The organism is Paraburkholderia dioscoreae (assembly GCF_902459535.1).
GTDB classification, from domain to species: Bacteria; Pseudomonadota; Gammaproteobacteria; order Burkholderiales; family Burkholderiaceae; genus Paraburkholderia; species Paraburkholderia dioscoreae.
In genome coordinates, this window is record NZ_LR699556.1 from 12,390 (window position 1) to 30,600 (window position 18,211).

10 protein-coding genes are annotated in these 18,211 nt (G+C 60.8%); all 10 read right to left on the reverse strand.

Annotated features, from left to right (window positions below):
- Position 1: 1 nt before the first annotated feature.
- The 10 genes from PDMSB3_RS36925 to PDMSB3_RS36970 all read right to left on the reverse strand — a co-directional run bounded on the left by PDMSB3_RS36925 (position 2) and on the right by PDMSB3_RS36970 (position 18,018).
- Positions 2-1,339: an aminotransferase class I/II-fold pyridoxal phosphate-dependent enzyme gene (locus PDMSB3_RS36925; protein ID WP_165190181.1), complete on the reverse strand. Its 1,338-nt coding sequence runs from the start codon at positions 1,337-1,339 to the stop codon at positions 2-4.
- A gap of 43 nt (positions 1,340-1,382) precedes the next feature.
- A complete protein-coding gene (locus tag PDMSB3_RS36930; protein ID WP_165190183.1) occupies positions 1,383-2,297 on the reverse strand; it encodes a UDP-3-O-acyl N-acetylglycosamine deacetylase in 915 nt (304 codons plus the stop codon).
- Positions 2,297-9,955 (reverse strand): type I polyketide synthase, encoded by a 7,659-nt coding sequence (locus PDMSB3_RS36935; protein ID WP_165190185.1) that lies wholly within the window; start codon positions 9,953-9,955, stop codon positions 2,297-2,299. Before PDMSB3_RS36935 ends, PDMSB3_RS36930 begins: the two co-directional genes overlap by 1 nt.
- Positions 9,952-11,487: an LTA synthase family protein gene (locus tag PDMSB3_RS36940; protein ID WP_165190187.1), complete on the reverse strand. Its 1,536-nt coding sequence runs from the start codon at positions 11,485-11,487 to the stop codon at positions 9,952-9,954. Before PDMSB3_RS36940 ends, PDMSB3_RS36935 begins: the two co-directional genes overlap by 4 nt.
- Positions 11,488-12,273 (reverse strand): SDR family NAD(P)-dependent oxidoreductase, encoded by a 786-nt coding sequence (locus PDMSB3_RS36945; protein WP_407670671.1) that lies wholly within the window; start codon positions 12,271-12,273, stop codon positions 11,488-11,490.
- A 1-nt stretch (position 12,274) separates the two neighbouring features.
- The gene (locus PDMSB3_RS36950) at positions 12,275-13,480 is read right to left on the reverse strand and encodes a capsule biosynthesis protein (protein WP_165190191.1); all 1,206 of its coding nucleotides are present in this window, start codon (positions 13,478-13,480) and stop codon (positions 12,275-12,277) included.
- A gap of 384 nt (positions 13,481-13,864) precedes the next feature.
- Positions 13,865-15,307: a polysaccharide pyruvyl transferase family protein gene (locus tag PDMSB3_RS36955; RefSeq protein ID WP_165190193.1), complete on the reverse strand. Its 1,443-nt coding sequence runs from the start codon at positions 15,305-15,307 to the stop codon at positions 13,865-13,867.
- Positions 15,308-15,413: 106 nt separating this feature from the next.
- The gene (locus tag PDMSB3_RS36960) at positions 15,414-16,061 is read right to left on the reverse strand and encodes an ABC transporter ATP-binding protein (protein ID WP_165190195.1); all 648 of its coding nucleotides are present in this window, start codon (positions 16,059-16,061) and stop codon (positions 15,414-15,416) included.
- On the reverse strand, positions 16,058-16,861 hold the full coding sequence (locus PDMSB3_RS36965) for an ABC transporter permease (RefSeq protein ID WP_165190197.1): 804 nt from the start codon (positions 16,859-16,861) through the stop codon (positions 16,058-16,060). The genes PDMSB3_RS36960 and PDMSB3_RS36965 overlap by 4 nt, the downstream gene beginning before the upstream one ends.
- 2 nt (positions 16,862-16,863) lie before the next feature.
- Positions 16,864-18,018: a hypothetical protein gene (locus PDMSB3_RS36970; RefSeq protein WP_165190199.1), complete on the reverse strand. Its 1,155-nt coding sequence runs from the start codon at positions 18,016-18,018 to the stop codon at positions 16,864-16,866.
- Positions 18,019-18,211 lie beyond the last annotated feature (193 nt).

An 18,211-nucleotide genomic window follows, 5' to 3' on the forward strand; every position in this document is an offset into this window, starting at 1 on the left:
GTTAACGGGGCAGGCGCCTGAGCGCCGCGATGGTTCGGCTGATCTGCTCGGGCTCGTGTGTCGAACAGATGAAGAACCGCAGACGTGCCGCCTTCTCCTCGACGGCCGGATAGAAGATCGGCTGCACGTTGATCCCGTCCGCGAACATCGCGTTGGCCCATTGTGCCGCCTTCAAGGTGCTGCCGGTAATGATCGGTACGACCGCATAGCCCGCGCTTTTGCCAGTATCGAGACCCGCGGCGCGCGCTTCGTCGAGAAACTGTTTGCCGCGCGCGCGCAGCAGCACAACTCGTTCGGGCTCGGCGATCAGGCGCTCGAGCGCGGCGAGCGACGCCGCCGCGAGCGAGGGCGCGAGACCCACGCTATACAGGAAGCCGGGCGCGAGATGCCGCAGAATATCGACCAGCGCCTGCGAGCCGGCGATAAAACCGCCGCACCCCGCCAGCGTCTTGCTCAGCGTGCCCATCCAGATGTCGACGTCCGCGCTCGCCACCTCGCAATGCTCGCGCACGCCCTTGCCGCGTGCGCCAAGCACGCCCAGCGAGTGCGCCTCGTCGACCATCAGGAAGGCGGCATGGCGATGTTTGATCGCGACGAACTGCGCGAGATCGGGGATATCCCCGTCCATGCTGTACAACCCTTCAATAGCGATCAGCACGCGCCGGTAGTCGTGCCGCACGCGCGCGAGCAGCGCGTCGAGGGCCTGCCAGTCATTGTGCGGAAAGCTCAGTCGCTTCGCGCCGCTCAACTGCGCGCCCTGCACGATGCTGTTGTGCGCAAGCGAGTCGTGCACAATCAGGTCGCCCTGCCCGAACAGCGAGCCGATCACGGTCACGTTGGTGGCGTGGCCGCTCACGAACACGACACAATCGTCCGCCTCATAAAACGACGCGAGCGCCGTTTCCAGTTCGCGCTGCACCGGCCGTTCGCCGGCAACCATCCGGCTCGCCGATGCCGACGTGCCGTAACGGTCGATCGCTTCTTTCGCGCGCCCGGACACCAGCGGATCGCCGGCGAGCCCCAGGTAGTTGTAGTTCGCGTAGTTCAGATACTCGGCCCCGCCGATCCGCGTGGTTGCGCCTGCCATGCCTTCGTGCACGCGAAAGAACGGCGACTGCACCTGCAGCTTCTCACTCATCTGCCGCAGGATTTCGACCTGCTGATAACCAGGCATTGTCTCGAAGCTGCACAGCGCGGCGCGAGAGGCGTCCTGCGCCGCGCGCGTGCCGCTGACGGCGAGCGGTGCGCCGGGCGTCTTAACTTCTTCGGAGACGCGCTCCAGTTGCCGCATCAACGCCTTGGCGGCGAGTTGCTGGCGGATGTGATTGCCCAATCCCATAGTCTTCCGATAACCCCGTGACGTGCCTGTCTGATAGTGATGGTCAGGCAGTGAATTCAGCCCATTCCCACGCGTCGCGCGTGGCGAGCAGCTCGGCAACCAGCCGGTAGTTCATTTCGTGACTCGGCCGCAACGCGCACACGCGTCCGATCAGCGGCGAGCCGGCCATCGCCATGTCGCCGACCAGATCGAGCACGCGGTGCCGCACGAACTCGTCAGGCACGCGCATGCCGCCCACCACGCGATTGCCGACAATCGCCGCGGTGCACGACAGCCGCGCACCGCGCAGAATTGGCATGCCACGCACGTAGCCGGCGAGAATCGCGGGGATCGCCCACTTGACGCGTCCGTATGAACGCGACGGCGCGATCTCGTCGGCGAAACTCGCGGGCGTCAGCACGCCGTCCCAGCGCAACACGCCGAATCCCTTCAGATCGTTGCGCACGGTCATTTCGTAAACGCGGGACGGTTCGATCGAGATGCTGCGCTCGTCGCGCGTGCCCTCGCCGTCGGCGATCTTGACCGGACGCAGCACGCGAATGAAGCGCTTGGCGTCCGGCAACTCCACACGCCCGCAAGCGCGGATCGCGTCGATCCACGGCCGCGCGCTGCCGTCGAGAATCGGCACTTCTTCGGCATCCAGCTCGACAGTCGCGCGATCGATTTCGCAAGTCAGCAACGACGCTAGCAGATGCTCGATCGTGCGCACACGCACCCCGCCGGAGGCCTCGAGCATCGTGCAGAGCGGCTGACCCCGGCGCAACGCCGGGCTCACCGGCAGTTCGGCCAGCACGCGACCGTCCTGGATGCGCCGGAACACGATGCCGCGCGCACTGCCCGCGTTGCCCGGCAGAATGCTCACATTCACGCGTCGGCCGGTATGCAGACCGTGACCGCTCAACGCCAACGGTCGCCCGAGCGTGCCTTCACGGTGGCTCCAACCGGCGGGCGGGCGCATCACACGAGCTCCGCCGCCGCGTTTGGCGCGGACGCGGGCGCTGCCTCATGCGTCTGTCCCGACAACGCATCGGCGACATCGGCGAGCGCATGCGCGCCGACATCGAGCGCATGTTGCGCTGCGACCGCAGCCACTTGCGCCGCGACGCCATTTGGCTCCGCCGCGTCGTCCTGTGTCTGGATCGATTCGACGATCCGCTGCGCCAGCGAATGCACCGTCGCGCCTTCAGCCATCGTCATGATCGACAGCTTGACCTGGAAGCTCTCTTCGACGGCCATGCCGAGCTCCATGCCCATCAGCGAATCCATGCCCATGTCGAGAATTGAGCGACCGGTTTCGATTTTTTCCGGCGACATGTGCAGGATGCGCGCGATCTGCGCCTGCAAGGTCTCCTGGACGAGACGCAGCGCCTCCGCGAACGGCAGGCTCAAGATCTGGTCACGCATCTGCGCATCGCCCTGCCGGGCCGGTTCGTGATTGCCGCGCGCATGCAGTTCGGTGTAGCGGCGCGCACGGGCGGCCGGCATGCCCAGCGAGAGCGCCTGCCAATCGAGCCGTACCACCGCCTCGCCCGCGTTCATATTGAGGAGCGCACGTTCGAGCGCGGCCAGCGCTTCGGCCGATGAGATCGACAGGCCGCCGATGCGCGCCTGCAGCGCTTCACGCGTCCCAGCGTTGCGCGCGAGAAAACCGACGTCGTCCAGCGGCCCCCACGCCATGTAGGTGCCCGGCAAACCGGCAGCGCGGCGCTGCGCAATCAACGCTTCGAGGAAGCTGTTGGCCGCCACATAGCTCGACTGCCCCGGATTGCCGAGGAAGGTCGTCGCCGACGAATACACCACGAAGAAGTCCAGCCGCGCATCACGGGTGGCGCGATGCAGATTCCACGCGCCGGCCAGTTTCGGCGCGAGCACCGCGGCGAAACGCTCGTCGTCGAGATTGCGCACGAGGCCATCGTCAATCACCATCGCCGAATGGAGCACACCCTTGAGCGGCGTGCCACGCGCGGCGATATCGGAGAGCAATGCATCGAGCGCGGCTGCATCGGTGACGTCGCAGGCTGCCGCGTGCACCTGTGTGCCGTTTTCTTCGCGCCAATGCGCAGCCTCTGCGGCGAACTCCGGTGCAAGCGCGCCTGAACGGCTTGCCAGCGTCAGATTTCGAGCTCCGCGCGACATCATCCAGCGCGCAGTGGCAAAACCGAGCCCGCCAGTCCCGCCGACGATCAGATACGCCGCTGCCGGATCGAGTTGCAGCGTTTCAGCGCCGGCGCTCGCACGCGACGGACTTGGCGTGCCTGCCGGATACGTCACGAGGATCTTGCCGATCTGACGCGCCTGCTGCATGTGACGGAATGCTTCCTCGACCCGTTCGGCCGGGAAAGCGCGATACGGCAACGGATGCAGCACGCCGTCCGCGAATAGCTGCATGACCTCCTGGAACAGGCGCGCGGTCAGATCCGGCAATGCGCTCATCAACTGGTCGGCGTCGATGCCGAAATAGCTGATGTTGTTGCGGAACGGCCGCAAGCCGATGCGGCTGTTCTCGTAAAAGTCACGCTTGCCGAGCTCGAGGAAACGGCCGAACGGCCGCAGCGTGTCGATGCTGCGTACCATCGCTTCGCCGGCCAGCGAATTGAGCACGATATCGACGCCCGCACCCTGCGTGCGTTCCCGGATTTCGTCGGCGAACGCAAGGCTGCGCGAATCGAACACGTGATCGGCGCCGAGCAAACGAACGAATTCACGCTTCTCGCGGCTGCCCGCCGTTGCAAACACCTCCGCACCCAAGTGACGCGCAAGCTGGATCGCCGCGATCCCCACTCCGCCCGCCGCGCCATGCACGAGCACGCGCTCGCCGCGGCGCAGTCGCGCCAACTCGCACAGTGCATAGTACGCCGTGAAGAACGTGGTCGGCACCGTGGCTGCCTCTTCGAACGTGAGACGTTCGGGCTTGTGGGCGATGGCCTCGGCCTTCGTATGCACGAGGCTCGCGAAGGACGCTGGTGCGAAACCGAGTACCGCATCGCCCGGCGCGAAACGCCGCACGTCCCGGCCGACGCGCGCGACGCGCCCCGACAGTTCCATGCCGATCGTCGCGCCGGCAAACCCGTTTTCGACCGCTTCGTCGGACAGGAGGCCCATCGCATACATCACGTCACGGAAATTCAGGCCAGTTGCGACGGGTTCGATTTCAACTTCATTGGCCGAGAGTTCGCGTTGCGGCAGCGCGAACCATTCAAGGTTGCGCAACGAGCCGGGCGATGCAAAACCGAGCACCGCCGCTTCGTTCCGTGGACATACCGGCGTAGCCGATTCGCTGCGCAATGCCGCACTCGCCGCAGGCAGCATGCGCAGTACGTAGCGGCCTTGTGAGGTGAGCAACACTTCTTCCTCGCCGTCGGACGCGAGCAGCTCGCGCGCCAATTCGGCATCTGCATCGCGGCAGGCCGGCGATACGTCGATCAAACGACACGACAGCTCCGGATGCTCGTTGGCCAGCACCCGGCCAAGCCCCCACATCGCGGCTTGCTCGGGACGCAGCGCTACGGCATCTGCGAACGGTGTGACGACTGGCGCGCCACCTCGCGTGACGATCCACAATTGCGGCTGCATGACTTCTGCCACCGCCACAAGATCGCGCACGAGTTGCGCGAGTGCAAGCGAGGTCTGCTGCTGGGCGTGCATTACGTCCGCGCCATCCGCATCGGCGGACAGGGTTTGATCCGGCGCGATGAATACCACGTGATGCGGGCGCCCCGCCGGCGCGGCCAGTTTGCTCATGTCATGGCGCAACACCTTCAGCGTGCTGTTCGACGTCGTGTGGCCGGCTGCCTGCAAGGCAGCAGCCAGGGTGTCGTCGGCCCCGGTTTCCGCTGCGTACAGCAAGGACCAATGCGCAGGCGGCGGCGTCTGCGCTCCAGTCTCGTTGCCAGCAGAAGCGCCCGTAAGCGGCTCGCGAGCAACAATCAGCGTTGGTGCGCCTTCGAGATCCAGACCCTGCTCCGTATGCCGTGTGACCTGATCGAAACCCGCTTCTTCAAGGTGTTTCGCCAACGCTACCGGCGACAGCCATGCCGCACGGCGCGCGTTGGCATGCGCGGCATCCGCGTCGAGATCGAACACGATATCGGCGAAGCGGCTATTACGAGGCTCTGCGATCACGACCAGCGCGCCTGGCGCAAGCCAGCCGCGCAGCGCGGCGAGCAGCGCACGCGGCTCAGTCTGCGCGGCCAGAACATGGCTTGCCACGACAATGTCGTAACGCTCGCCGGCCTCGATGCCGGACAGGCGCGGTGCATCACCGAACTCGATGTTCGCGATCCGGACGGACGGATGCTCGCTCGCGTCAAAGCCGCTCAGCTGCTCATGCGTGCCTGCAATCGTATAGTCGCAGCGTGGCACCGGCATGTGCATCGCGAGTGGCTGCAACACGTCGCTCGAAGGCGAATCGAGTTCGAGCACGCGCAACCGGCGCGGTTCGCTCCACCCTTCGATGGCGCGATGCAGACAAGCGCCGGTCAGCGCATTGACGTGCGCCCATGTCGGCGACGCTTCGAAGAAATGCTCGACCAGGCTGCTGCGCGACGGCGGCAGGATCTGCGCACCGCTCACCTCGCCGCGCAAAACAGCCGGCAGCGCCGCGCCGCAATGCGCGAGCAAGGTCAGTTCGGCCACGTGCGCGGGCGACTGCGCGAGCAGGTCGCGCCAAAGTTCGTCGATGCCCGGCAGGTTTGCGCAAGCCACGGCGTCGCGCACCAAACGCGTTCCGTCACGCTGCGCCAAACCGTCTTCAACGACGATCTGCACGAGACGCGTCAGCAGTGCCGGATGCGCACAGTCCGGCAGCGACGGTTCTGCAAATACGTTTATCGCATCGAGTGCGTTCAATGCGTAGGCACTGGCGAGCACGTCGAGCAGCGGCAGCATTTCAGTCAGATGCGCCTGTCTGCGCGACTGATCTTCCTGCGCAGCCAACGCCGCGGCGGCATCTTCCAGCAACGCGGTCGGCTCCGGCAACATGCGTGCGCCGCGGTCGGCGTCAAGCGGCTTGGCCTCTACGATATAGGCGTAACGTGCAGGTGCATGATGACGGCGCCCCATCAGATCGACGCGGCGGAAGCGGCATGCGCCGAGCCGCGCGACGATCGCCCCATGCGCGTCGGCGAAGTCGAACGATGCCACCACCGAATGCGGACTGCGCCGCTCGATCCGGGCGACCACGTAGCGGACCGCGTCGCCGCGCAGATAGTCGATGCGCCCGATTTGCACCGGCACATAGGCAGCGTGTTCGGTCCCAGCCGGATCCGCGGATGCGAGCAGGGCGAACAGCGGATGGAAACCGCTGTCCATCAAGGCCGGATGAAGCGCATAGGCGCTCAGTTCGGATTCGGTTTGCGCGAGTACGGCGGGGACTTCCACTTCCGCCAGCGCCATGTCGGCGTTCGCGTCGACGTGCACCGCGCGCACCCATTGGAATGCCGGACCGTAGCTCAAGCCGATCGCGGTGGTGTTGGCATACAACGTTGTGCCGCACATGGCCGGCTGCGCGAACAGCCCGGTGAGGGTGATGGCTGGCAGTGCGCGCGCGTCGCCTTCCGTACTGAGCGCACAGCCGCTCGCCAGCAGGCGGCCGGTGACGTTGAGTGACCACGCTTCGTCGGACATGCGGTCGCGCGTTTCAATCGTAAAACCCGATGTGCGCACATCTACCGTGAAACGGAACAGCTTCGAATGCTGCGGCTGGAACACGACCGGCAAACGGATTTCAAGGTTCTCCACTGCGGCGCTATCGGTGCCGAAATGCACGCGCGCCGCGGCGAGCGCCATCTCGACATAGCCCGCGCCCGGGAACGCCACTCCGCCATCGACCACGTGGTCGGCGAGCATCGGAAGGCCGGCCGGATCCAGCTGATTTTCCCATGCGAGCGCGTGCTCGCGAAGACGGTAGCCGAGCAAAGGGTGTTCGCGGCGGCGATTAACCAGGTTGTACGCCTCGGGGGTCGGGCCGAGCCAGTAATGTTCGTGCTGCCACGGATAGGACGGCAGCGCAACGCGTGCGCCGGCCGGTGCAAAGCGTTCGGCATCGACGCGCGCGCCGTTCGCGAGCGCCGCATAGATCGCGTGATGCAGCATCTGCGCGCTGTCGTGATTGCGCTTGAGCGTCGGCAGCGAACGGCCGCTTACGTGGGCCTCGTCGAGCGTTTGCGTGACGTAGCTGCGCAGGATCGAATGCGGGCCGACTTCGAGGAACAGACGCACGCCGGACTGGGCGACCTGTGCGATGGCGTCGCCGAAACGCACCGGCTCGCGAATATTGCGCCACCAGTAGTGGGCATCGAGCGCGGTGCCAGCGAGTTCTGCGCCGGTGACCGTCGAGACGAAGCTGCGCGCCGCGACTTTCGGTACAAGATCGGCGAGGCCATGAAGCACACTCGGCTCGATCGGATCCATCTGACGGCTGTGGAATGCGTAGTCGAGTTCCAGCATCTGGAAGAAACGGCCGCTTTCCTTCACCGCTGCTTCGAGGATCTGCAACGCTGCAAGCGGGCCGGCCAGCGTGACCGCCTGCGGACTGTTCGCACCCGCGATTTCCACCGCGCCGTCCACGCCGACTTGCGCCATTAGCGCGCGCATCGCGCCTTCGCCGAGACCGGCGGCGGCCATCCGGCCCATGCCGCGCGTGCTTCCCTGAGCGCGGCTGCGGATCTTGATCACGTGTACGGCCTGCTTCAGCGTCAACGCGCCAGCAGCCCACGCCGCGGCGACCTCGCCGACGCTGTGGCCGAGGCACACGTCATAACCGACGCCGCGTGCCTCAATGACCCGAACCACGCCGACCTGAAGCGCGAACAGCAATGGCTGTGCATGCTCGGTAGATTCCAGCCATTCAGCGCTCACCCCGTCGCGCAACACCTCAACCAGGGACGGACTGCCGTCCGCGCGCCACAGCGCGTCGAGTTCGTCGAGCGCTGCACGGAACACCGACTCCTGCTCGAGCAATTGCTTGCCCATGCCCGCCCACTGCGCGCCGTTACCGGAGAACACGAGCGCGAGACGTGTGTCGTCGCCTGGCGCCTCGCCTTGCACGAGTGCCGGCTCCGTTTGCTCCGGCGTCGGCGCGGCAAGCGCGGCGAGTATCGCGCGCGCTTCGGATTCCGTCGAAGGCGCGAGGATCGCCCGGTGCTTCAGCCACTGACGGCGATGCGCGGCGTTCGATGCGAGCGTGGCCCACGGCGTGCCGTTATGGAGCATCGACAGATAGCGCGCGGCGAGCGCCGATAAAGCGGCCTGCGAGCGGGTCGACAGGATCAGCGGCGGGAGCGTCGTGTCAACCGATTCGACGCGTTCTTCGGCCATTGCCTGCGCCGGCGCTTCACGCAACACGATATGCGCGTTCGTGCCGCCGAACCCGAACGAATTGACGCCAATCACCAACGGCTCCGCGCCGCTGTCGAGCGGCGTCAGACGGTCCACCACGCGCAACCGGCCGCCGACGAAATCGATCGCCGGATTGGGCGTTTCGAAATGCAGCGTCTTCGGTACAGCGCGATGCTTCAGGCACAGAATCGCTTTCATCAGGCCGGCCATACCGGAAGCGGTTTCGAGGTGGCCCACGTTGGTTTTCACCGAGCCGATCAGCAGCGGCCGATCAACCGGCCGCCCTGCCGACGCGACTTCCATCAGCGCGCGCGCTTCGATCGGATCGCCGACCGCCGTGCCCGTACCGTGCGCCTCGACATAGGCAAGCGAGCGCGGATCGATGCCCGCGCGTTTGTAGACCGTGCGCAGCAATGCCGCTTGCGTGGCCGCGCCCGGCACGCTGATGCCACCTTGCGAGTAGCCGTCCGAGTTGACGCCCGAGCCGGCGATCACCGCGTGGATCGTGTCGCCGTCGGCCAATGCGCGCTCCAGCGTTTTGAGCATCACCAGCGCGCCGCCTTCCGAACGGACATAACCGTCGCCGCTTGCGTCGAACGCACGGCACCGGCCGCGCGGCGACAGCATCGACGCCTTCGAGAATGTCACGAAGCCGAACGGATGCAGCAGCAGATTGACGCCGCCCGCGAGCGCCATCTCGGCGTCGCCTGACTGCAACGCCTGACACGCCTGATGCAACGCAACCAGCGACGACGAACACGCGGTGTCCACCGATACGCTCGGCCCGCGCAAGTCGAACAGATACGACAGACGGTTCGCTGCAATGCTCAGCGTGTTACCCGTCGCCGAATACGGGTCAATCGCGTTCAGGTCATCGACGAAACGATTGCCATAGTCAGGACTCGCGACGCCGACGTAGACCGCACAGTTGCTGCCTTCCATGTCGCGCGGACGCACGCCCGCGTCCTCAAAGGTCTCCCATGCGAGTTCAAGCAGCAGGCGCTGCTGCGGATCCATCTGTTGTGCTTCGCGCGGTGAAATACCGAAGAAGGGCGCGTCGAAACCGGCGACGTCGTCGAGCACGCCGGCGGAGAAAGTGTAGCTCTTGCCTGCTTCTCGCTTGGACGGGTGCTGATAGAACTCCGTGCCGAAACGGTCCGTCGGCACTTGCGTAACCGCGTCTTTTTCATCGCGCAGCAGTGTCCAGAAATCCTCGGGGCTCTCGACATGGCCTGGGAAGCGGCAGGCCATCCCCACAATTGCAATCTGTTTGGTCATCGTTCTGTTGTTGGGTGCAACGTGCGCGCGGATTCAGTACTCGGCAAGCCCGGTTCGAGTGCTCGAATCAGGGTCAGGCCGAGTTGTTCGGCGCCCAAATCTTTATTCGTGGCGGGCGCGTCGCCGTAATTGCGCCAGATAATGTAGTCGCTGCGAGCGGGTTTGCAACCGAGCTCGCTGAATACGTGCGGCAGTGCGGGCACGTGATCGCCGTAGAAGCACAGCAACGTGTCGCGACGCCGTGCGCGTAGCGCTGAAAGCAGGCGGCCGAGCATCGCGTCGGCGTTGGCGAGGTGCCGCAGATAGGCGGTCAGATCGCGCCAGCGTGCGTCGTCACCGAGCGTGTGGAAGGCTGCGCCCTCGCCTGCCTGTACCGGTTCAAGGTGCAGGGGACCGTGGTTTTCCATCGTCATCGCGAAGATGAAGGCGGGTTTGTCGCGTGGTTCGTCTAGTGCCTCGGTGATCGACTCCGCCACCGCCATATCGGCGACATACGGACCGGCGCGATGAGCATCGGCGAATGATTTGATGTCGAGGAAGCTGTCGATCTGAAGATGTTTGAAAGCTCGTTCGCGACCGAAGAAATCCGCGTAGTACGGGTGAATTGCCTTGGTCTGGTAACCACCCTGCTTGAACCACGAAGCGAGCGATACGCAGGCGCGTCGCACGAATGCGTACGGATAGAAGCGCGCATAGCCGAGTTGCGCGCCTTCGATACCAGTCAAGACCGCGAACTCCGTGCGCATTGTATTGGCGCCCCATGCGGGGACCGTCAGCTCGCCGTGCTGGACAGACTCGCGGCGTGCAGTGTCGAAGTGATGCAGTATGGCTGGGGTGATCGATTCAGTGAGGCGACGCGCGTCGAAGAACGATTCGCTCTGGATCAGGATCACGTCGGGGGTCGATCGCGGCGCGCCTGTGGCAAAGGGACCCGTAGCCAGCGCGTTGCGCAGCTGGCGCGACGTTGCCGGTTTCATGCCGTTGAGGAGATAGGCGATGAAGACGGCGAAGAAACCATGACGCTTTTGGTCGTCGCACGGATTCAGTATGAGCGGCAGGCGGGTGGCGAGCAGATAGGCAGCGGCGAGGCAGGCTGCGGCAGCGATTGCGATAGCGCCCAATGGCCTGCTGGCCATTGGCTTGTCCGCGACGAAACCGCCGATAACAACCGCGATGCCAACGACGATCGCTGCCACTGTCCCTGCGCTGAGAAAGGGCAAATACAAACGCGGATGCGCGAACAGTTGACTGAAGAGGCTGAGATCGGTGAAGACAAACGGCTCGCGCAGGGACGCATATTTTGCGTTGCTTACACCGGCAAGCAATGCGACCAGCGCGATCGCGACAAATGCGGAAAACCTGACGCGCCCCGTGACCAGCAACAGGCACAGACAGATAAAAACGATCGCGGCGATATGCAAAGCAAAGGCGATCGGCGAACGGCGCAACGACGCACGCGGCACCGCGATCGCTTCGGGCAGAAGCGCGAGGCCGGCGGCGGCAGCGAAGCTGAGCGCGAGCGTCGTTTCCACTCAGCGCTCCTCGCGGGGCAAATAGGACAGGCCGTCCAGAATGGCATCGGCAATTGCCGCGGGCAGCAATGGCAGAAGGCGCATGCCAAAAGCAGGCAGAGTGGGGAAAGCGATTTCGGCGCGCCCTGCTTTCAGTTTGCGCTGGATATGCTGGGCGGCTTTGTCGGCCGACCAGAGGAACGGCTTGTCGCCAGGGAAGACGTCGCTCATGGCTGTCTTGACGAAGCCCGGCAGCACGACTGACACACGAATACCGTCGCGCGCAAGGATCGGACGCACTGAGTCGCCCCATGCCTTCAACGCGGCCTTGCTTGCGCAATAGGCTGGCGAGATGGCCATGCCGCGCAGCGCTGCGATTGAACTGATCAACGCGATCTGACCGTGGCCGCGTGTGCGCATGCGGTCGATAACGGGCAATGCGGCGTGCATTGCGCCGTAGAAGTTGGTATCGACGATAGTTGCGGTGCGCTCGCGCGCTTCCCAGTCGTCCACGGATGCGAGCGTGCTGGCGACGCCGGCGTTAACGATCAGCAGGTCGATCGGATGATTTTCGTCGAAAGCTTCGAGCCAGGCTTGCATGGCCTGGGCGTTGCGTACGTCGAGCAGGCCTGTGATGACAGTCGCGCCTTTGGCGCAACAGGCGTCGGCACATGCCTGAAGTCGCGACTCGTTTCGACCGATCAGGCCGAGGGTCATGCCGGGTTGTGCGTAGGCGAGTGCCAGCGCACGGCCGATGCCGGCGCTGGCGCCGGTGATGATGATGAAACGTTGAGCCGGCTCAGCCATTTCAGTCATGCGCCAACTCAAGACGCCGAACGGCGCCTTGCACGGCCATTTCGATGCCGGTGCGAGTGTAGAAATCACCGTTGATCTGGGTATGGTGAATCACGTAGTCGAGGAATGCCTCATAAAGATTGACGTCGGGCGCCTCGGCGAGACGCCAGAAATCGTCGATGCTGCCCTGCCACGTGAGGCCAGCGATGTCGTATATCGCAGTACCGAGCGCAATCAGGGGACAGCGATGATGCAGTGCCGACAGGCCAACCGTACTGTTTACAACGACCGCACTTTTTGCATGCTCGAGCAACGTAGGAAGGTGACCGGCGTCGATGAAATGCAGCCGGTCCCGCATGCCCAACTCACCTGCTAGCGATTCCGAATAGCGTTTATAGTCAAATAGACCTGTGTCTAGCGGATGATTCTTGATGACAAGCTTTGCGTCGCCCGGTGCATTCGATGCGAACGAACGCATAACCTTGGCGATGGCATCGCGCACACCATCAAAGGGCGAATGCACAACGATCTGCGAGTCAGAGTTAAGCTGGAGAGGGAAAAGGTAGTAGGCGGCTTGCGAATCGAGCAAGCTCCGCGTGACGGCTTCGGCATTTCTGTGATGCCGGCGCTGAATCATAGCGCGCCTGGCAAGACCCGAATATTCGGAGAGGCCGTTGCGCGGACGATGAGAACGATAATGCGGGAAGCGCGCCGAGTACAGCGTATTGGCCACCCGATATCGAATGTCGTGATAAGCGCGCTCCTGAAGATTATAGCCAGTGGCCTTGGGTGGAACGCTGGGAGGCATGAGCTTCCGTTGCTCCAGATACCAGCCCGGATCCCGCGACATCAGAGAACGACCGTTAACCCCGTGGCTTTCGAGTGTCAACCAATGCGGACGGACATAGCCTTCTTCAAAGACATGAACGTCGACACCAGCCTCCGCTGCAAGGGGATGCATCGGTGTATGAATAGCTCGGCAATCACCAAACATCATAATGTCAGTGAACTGCTGCCCTCCCAGGAGGGCGCGATACCAGTCGCCCAGATCTTCCGACTTGCCTGTGTAATTCCACCCTTCGGTGTCGTTTCCATACACGACGTCACCCCCGCAAAAATTAACTCTGCGTACGACATGACCGCGCGATCTAAGCGCAACAGCTAACCTCGCAAAGAACGGCGAAGCCGTGCCTTGCAGGGCGAGAAATGAACGACGCATGCGAATGGATTAAGCGCGGATGATCGAACTACTTCAGCGCAAGGCCTAGCAGTGCGATGCCCCAGGGTGAGCCCCTGAGAGGGCGAACATTTAACAAAATCAAACTGAAGAATACAGCAAGCGCCAAGAAAACAATATAGACAAGTTACCGATTGGGCGAAAAACATCAACTTAGGTGTTGCACGTGGAAAATTTAAAGTCCTTGTGCAACAGGCCGTCCAGACCAGCGGCATTGTGAAAATCGCAGTAATACAACGTAATGATCCGCGGGTTAATGAAACGGTGACGCCGCGCCAGTGAGTGCAGAGCACTCAAGAGATTGCCATCGCCGCAAGGTCCTCACAACTTGACCCATCTGATCTGAAGGTTGCGTGAAGCGAGCGCCTAGAACCGGATTTGACCAGCGCGTTCACCAGTTATGCGCCACCTTTTTTCAGGCGGAAGCAGGTGCAGCGGGAAACTTTCGATGAATGGGGTTGCGTCGATAATCACCGGCTCTGCAGCCTTATCGATCGACTTGATGACGTCATCCCAATCCGTCATCTCGCTATCGCAACGAGAATACATCGGCAACGACGTATAACCAGCGCCCAGCATAAAGTCACGAACGCGGTGATCGATATGACTGTATTCGTCGAGCAGATCACCAGAACCTAGACAGTCATTCTTTTTCTTCGAGAACAGGATCGCGGGAATGCCATAGGCTTGCGGCACGATGAGTCCATGAAAACTCGTGCTGATGATGCGCTGACACGATGTAATTTCACGAATTTTATCCACAAACCCCTCCCACGTAGGAGCATGGCGCGTAGAGATGATTTTTATGCCGGACTCGTTTCCAATGTCATAACGCTTAAGACGCTCGAGAATGCTGGACGTTGGAGTTTGTGACTCAAAATCCGAAATGTGCGGGATGATGCCGAGTTCATACGTTTTCTCGTCGCTCGGCGGTACTATTTTGGGAAGCAGCCAACCAGGATCGCCGAATACCGCAGGGCAGTCGATGCCGACGTCAAGCAGCGTTTTCCGAGTAAGGGCGCCACGTACCGCATGGACTCGCATGTTAAGGTGGCGCGGTTTTTTGTATCCATGCTGAGTCAGCTGATGGCTATGATCGTAAGCGGGATCCAGCCCGGTACCCCAGACGTGAATGTATCCAGACTCTTGCCAGTTCAGCACAGTTCCTGCAGTGACAAGCCGTACGAGGGATTCGTTGGGGGATTGATGATGGCTCGACAGTCCAGATAGCGCTTCAACAACGACGGGACTAAGAGCATCGCCGAAGTTCCCAAAAGAAGTTTCGGAGTGGCCGGTGACCCAAAACATCGGGACTTTACCGTCGCCATCGATGATCGCGCGATCTAGGGAGAGATAGGGACTGAAATGCCTCGCGTCTTGCGCAGGCGCCTCGTTTATTGTGGGAGGGAAATCGATCGATTTACCATTAAAAGATATCCGCCGCCGCAATCTGGTAGCGAGATCGCGTGCACCTGTAACCAGAACCCTGAACTCCATATTTTCAGTACTTTTTATACTGAAATCCAAAGCGAACGCTCGTTGCTCACATCCGGTGAGATCTCTATGTAAGATCTCCCTGCGCGCCACTGTTTCTCTCCCGAAATTGTAAGTGACATCTACAATTGCGACGATATCGTCTTCTCGTCCGTGATCCGGATCGACGTCCGCGAAACCAAACTCAACTTTATAGTTACCCGCAGGCAAAGAATGATACGGGCCGACAATGGCGTATCCCTTCACGCCCTTTGGCGTAAAAGAAAATTCTTCAGCACCGATCGATTTTATCTTGCCAAGAGAATTATTTAGCATGCCACCTTCTCCGGACCGCCCTGATAGCGGAATCAGTTTCGCAAAAGCATATCAAGCGTTGCCTGCTATCTCCATAATGAGTCATTTCGCCGTTCCGTGTTACGTGTTACGAGTTTTCATAAAAAGCATAAGCATCATCGAGAGTCGGGAAATGATGCAGTCGCCCAGCCCGCAGGACTGAAGCTTTCGAACAGTGCTCCCGAATCAGATGAGGATCGTGAGACACCACGATCATCGCTCTGTCACTTCTTTTCTCGAAAAGCTCCCGCTGACACTTCCGATGAAAATTGGAGTCGCCAACTGAGATAACTTCATCAATAAGAAAGCAATCGAACTCGATCGCCATTGAGAGTCCAAATGCAAGGCGCGCCGACATCCCGGATGAGTATGTTTTGAGCGGCTCCCTCAGATACTGCCCAAGCTCCGTGAACTCTTCTATAAACGGTAAAACCGTATGATAATCTGCCTCATAGACGCGGCAGATGAACCGGATATTGTCGAACCCGGTCAGGCTACCTTGGAATCCTCCGTTGAACGCAAGCGGCCACGATACAGACATTCTTCTTTCGATCTGTCCAGACGACGGAAGCTCCGCGCCGCCAATCATACGGATCAAAGTCGATTTCCCCGCGCCGTTTCGTCCCAGAATGCCGATTCGCTCGCCTTTCTCCAGCGAGAACGAGATATCGTTGAGCACATGACGTCGGCCAGCACGGGTTCTGTAATACTTGTTCAGATTACGGAGGGCAATCATTTAGCGTCGAGCCTTCGCGACGCACCACTCACCACCAACAATCCTAACCAGGTCAGAACTAGGCAAACAGTGCATGTATATTTCATGTCGTAATATGGTCGTATCATGTCCCCGAAATAACCAAGCCGGAATACTTCGACGGCATTCGGCACCGGAAACAGAAGTACGATATGCCGGAGTTTAGGAGGGAGCCACGCAGCCATTGCGAAAACTCCCGAAAGCGGTAACTGGAAATAGGCAATAGGATGCCAAAGTTTTTCAACCAGATCGCTGTATTCCGTCAGACCGCCGATCAGGAATGCCATCGCCGCAGAATACCAGCACAGCACGAACCACCCCTTCAACATTGTGAGGATATCAACCGGAGCAGGAATGACGCCAATCACGATGAACATAGAAAGCATGGCAAGGGCCGACAGGCTCGAGCCAGCCAGTTCCAAGACGACTCTCGCAATAAAAAAGTCTATCGGCCTGACATTGCGGTGGACCAACAAAGACATATTCGGTTCGATCGCCAGCGTACAACGGCTTATCGTATTGCGCCAGACCAGCACGGTAGAATAGCTAGTGATTGCATATGCGATGACGTTGATGTGATGACTGGTGGCGCCGCCTTCCTTTAGCAAAGTCCACAACGCCGCAATTCCGGAAGTGAACAACATGGGCTCCGCAAACAACCAAGCAAAGCCAATGTTATGTCGACCATAGCGCGTGATGATTTCGCGCATAAGCAGCGCGAAAAGTACCCGGCCCTGAATCTGCAATGACCGATAAAAGCTAGTCCCGACGTAACTGGGCATATTTAGTCTCTGTGCTCTCGAACGCTGGCAATCAGCAAGCTGAGGGTACCCCAGCAAATAAGTCCCAATGCAAAAACGGTTGCAATGTTGCGTATCCGCTTTGGCTCGATTGCCACATCAGGGAAATTAGGTTGAACCAGTTCCTCGAGGTACAGTTGCTTTCTTGCCGCCCCGCTGCGGGCGTTTTCCAGAGCCGCCATCGTCGATGCGAGCTGTTTGTCCGCAAACTCGGAGTCCAGTTGCAGTCGCTCAAAATCGGTCATTTTCTGTGAGAGCGAATCCTGCTTGCCTGCTACCGCTCCCGTAGTCACGTCTATCTGCTTCTGGATCAGGTCGATATTTTTCCGCAGCACGGGGATCTGTGGATTCTGCGGCGAAACGGCCTCAATCTGCGACAGTTGCGATTGAGCGGAAAACAACTGCGTCTGGAGCAGAGTCACCTGCTGCAGACGCATGGCCGATTGTCGGTCAGGATCAAAGATCGAATGGGAGTTCCGATAGGCAGCCAGGGCCACCGCCGCCTCCCGGGATCTCACGGATGCTTCCTTGACCTCCTGTTGGGCAAGGCTCACCGTATCCGTAGCCGCACGTTCGTTCATCTTGTTGATGAGACGTTCGGCCATACGGATCAACGAGACGCTGATATTCCTGGCATCTTCTGCGTTATAGGCTTTGACTCGAAGTATTGTGATTCCTGACGTATCATCGACATCTATCGCAATGATATGTTTCGAATAATAACGCCACAACGCTTCGAAACTATTGTCGAGACCTACGTGGAACCGGCTTATAAAATCTCCGAATCTGGAATAGTGGTTGAGAATGAAATCATTTCCATTCAATTCCTTCAGAGCATCACGTGACTCGACATAGTCGATAACAGGGTAAGTATCCTGATCTACCTGAGAATAGCCGCTGCCAGACAGCAGCTGCCCCATCATACTCATTTGGGGCTGTTGCTGTGCACTGCGCACGACGAATCGCGACTCTGAAACATAAACATCCGATGCAACAAAGCCATAATAGATCGAAGCCAATGCCGTTGGCACGAGTACGGTCAGAGCAAAGAGCCAATTTACGCGCTTGAGACGCCCCATCCCTCGGTCCTTTGCGCCAAGTCCATGCGGTAACGCCGAGTTTTCCGATGCGTTTTCCAAATCTGATTCCTTAACAGTAAATCTATACTCTTGCATGATCGCGATGTGGAATGCCCGCGATCGAAGCAGATCTCAAATAATGCCAACCGCTTCGAATTCGGTACCCGTCGGATCGAACGACAGGATCAACAGCATCGGCTGTCGGCCGAATCCATCTCAAAAATTCAATTGCCGGGGCCAGTCAGGCCGAACG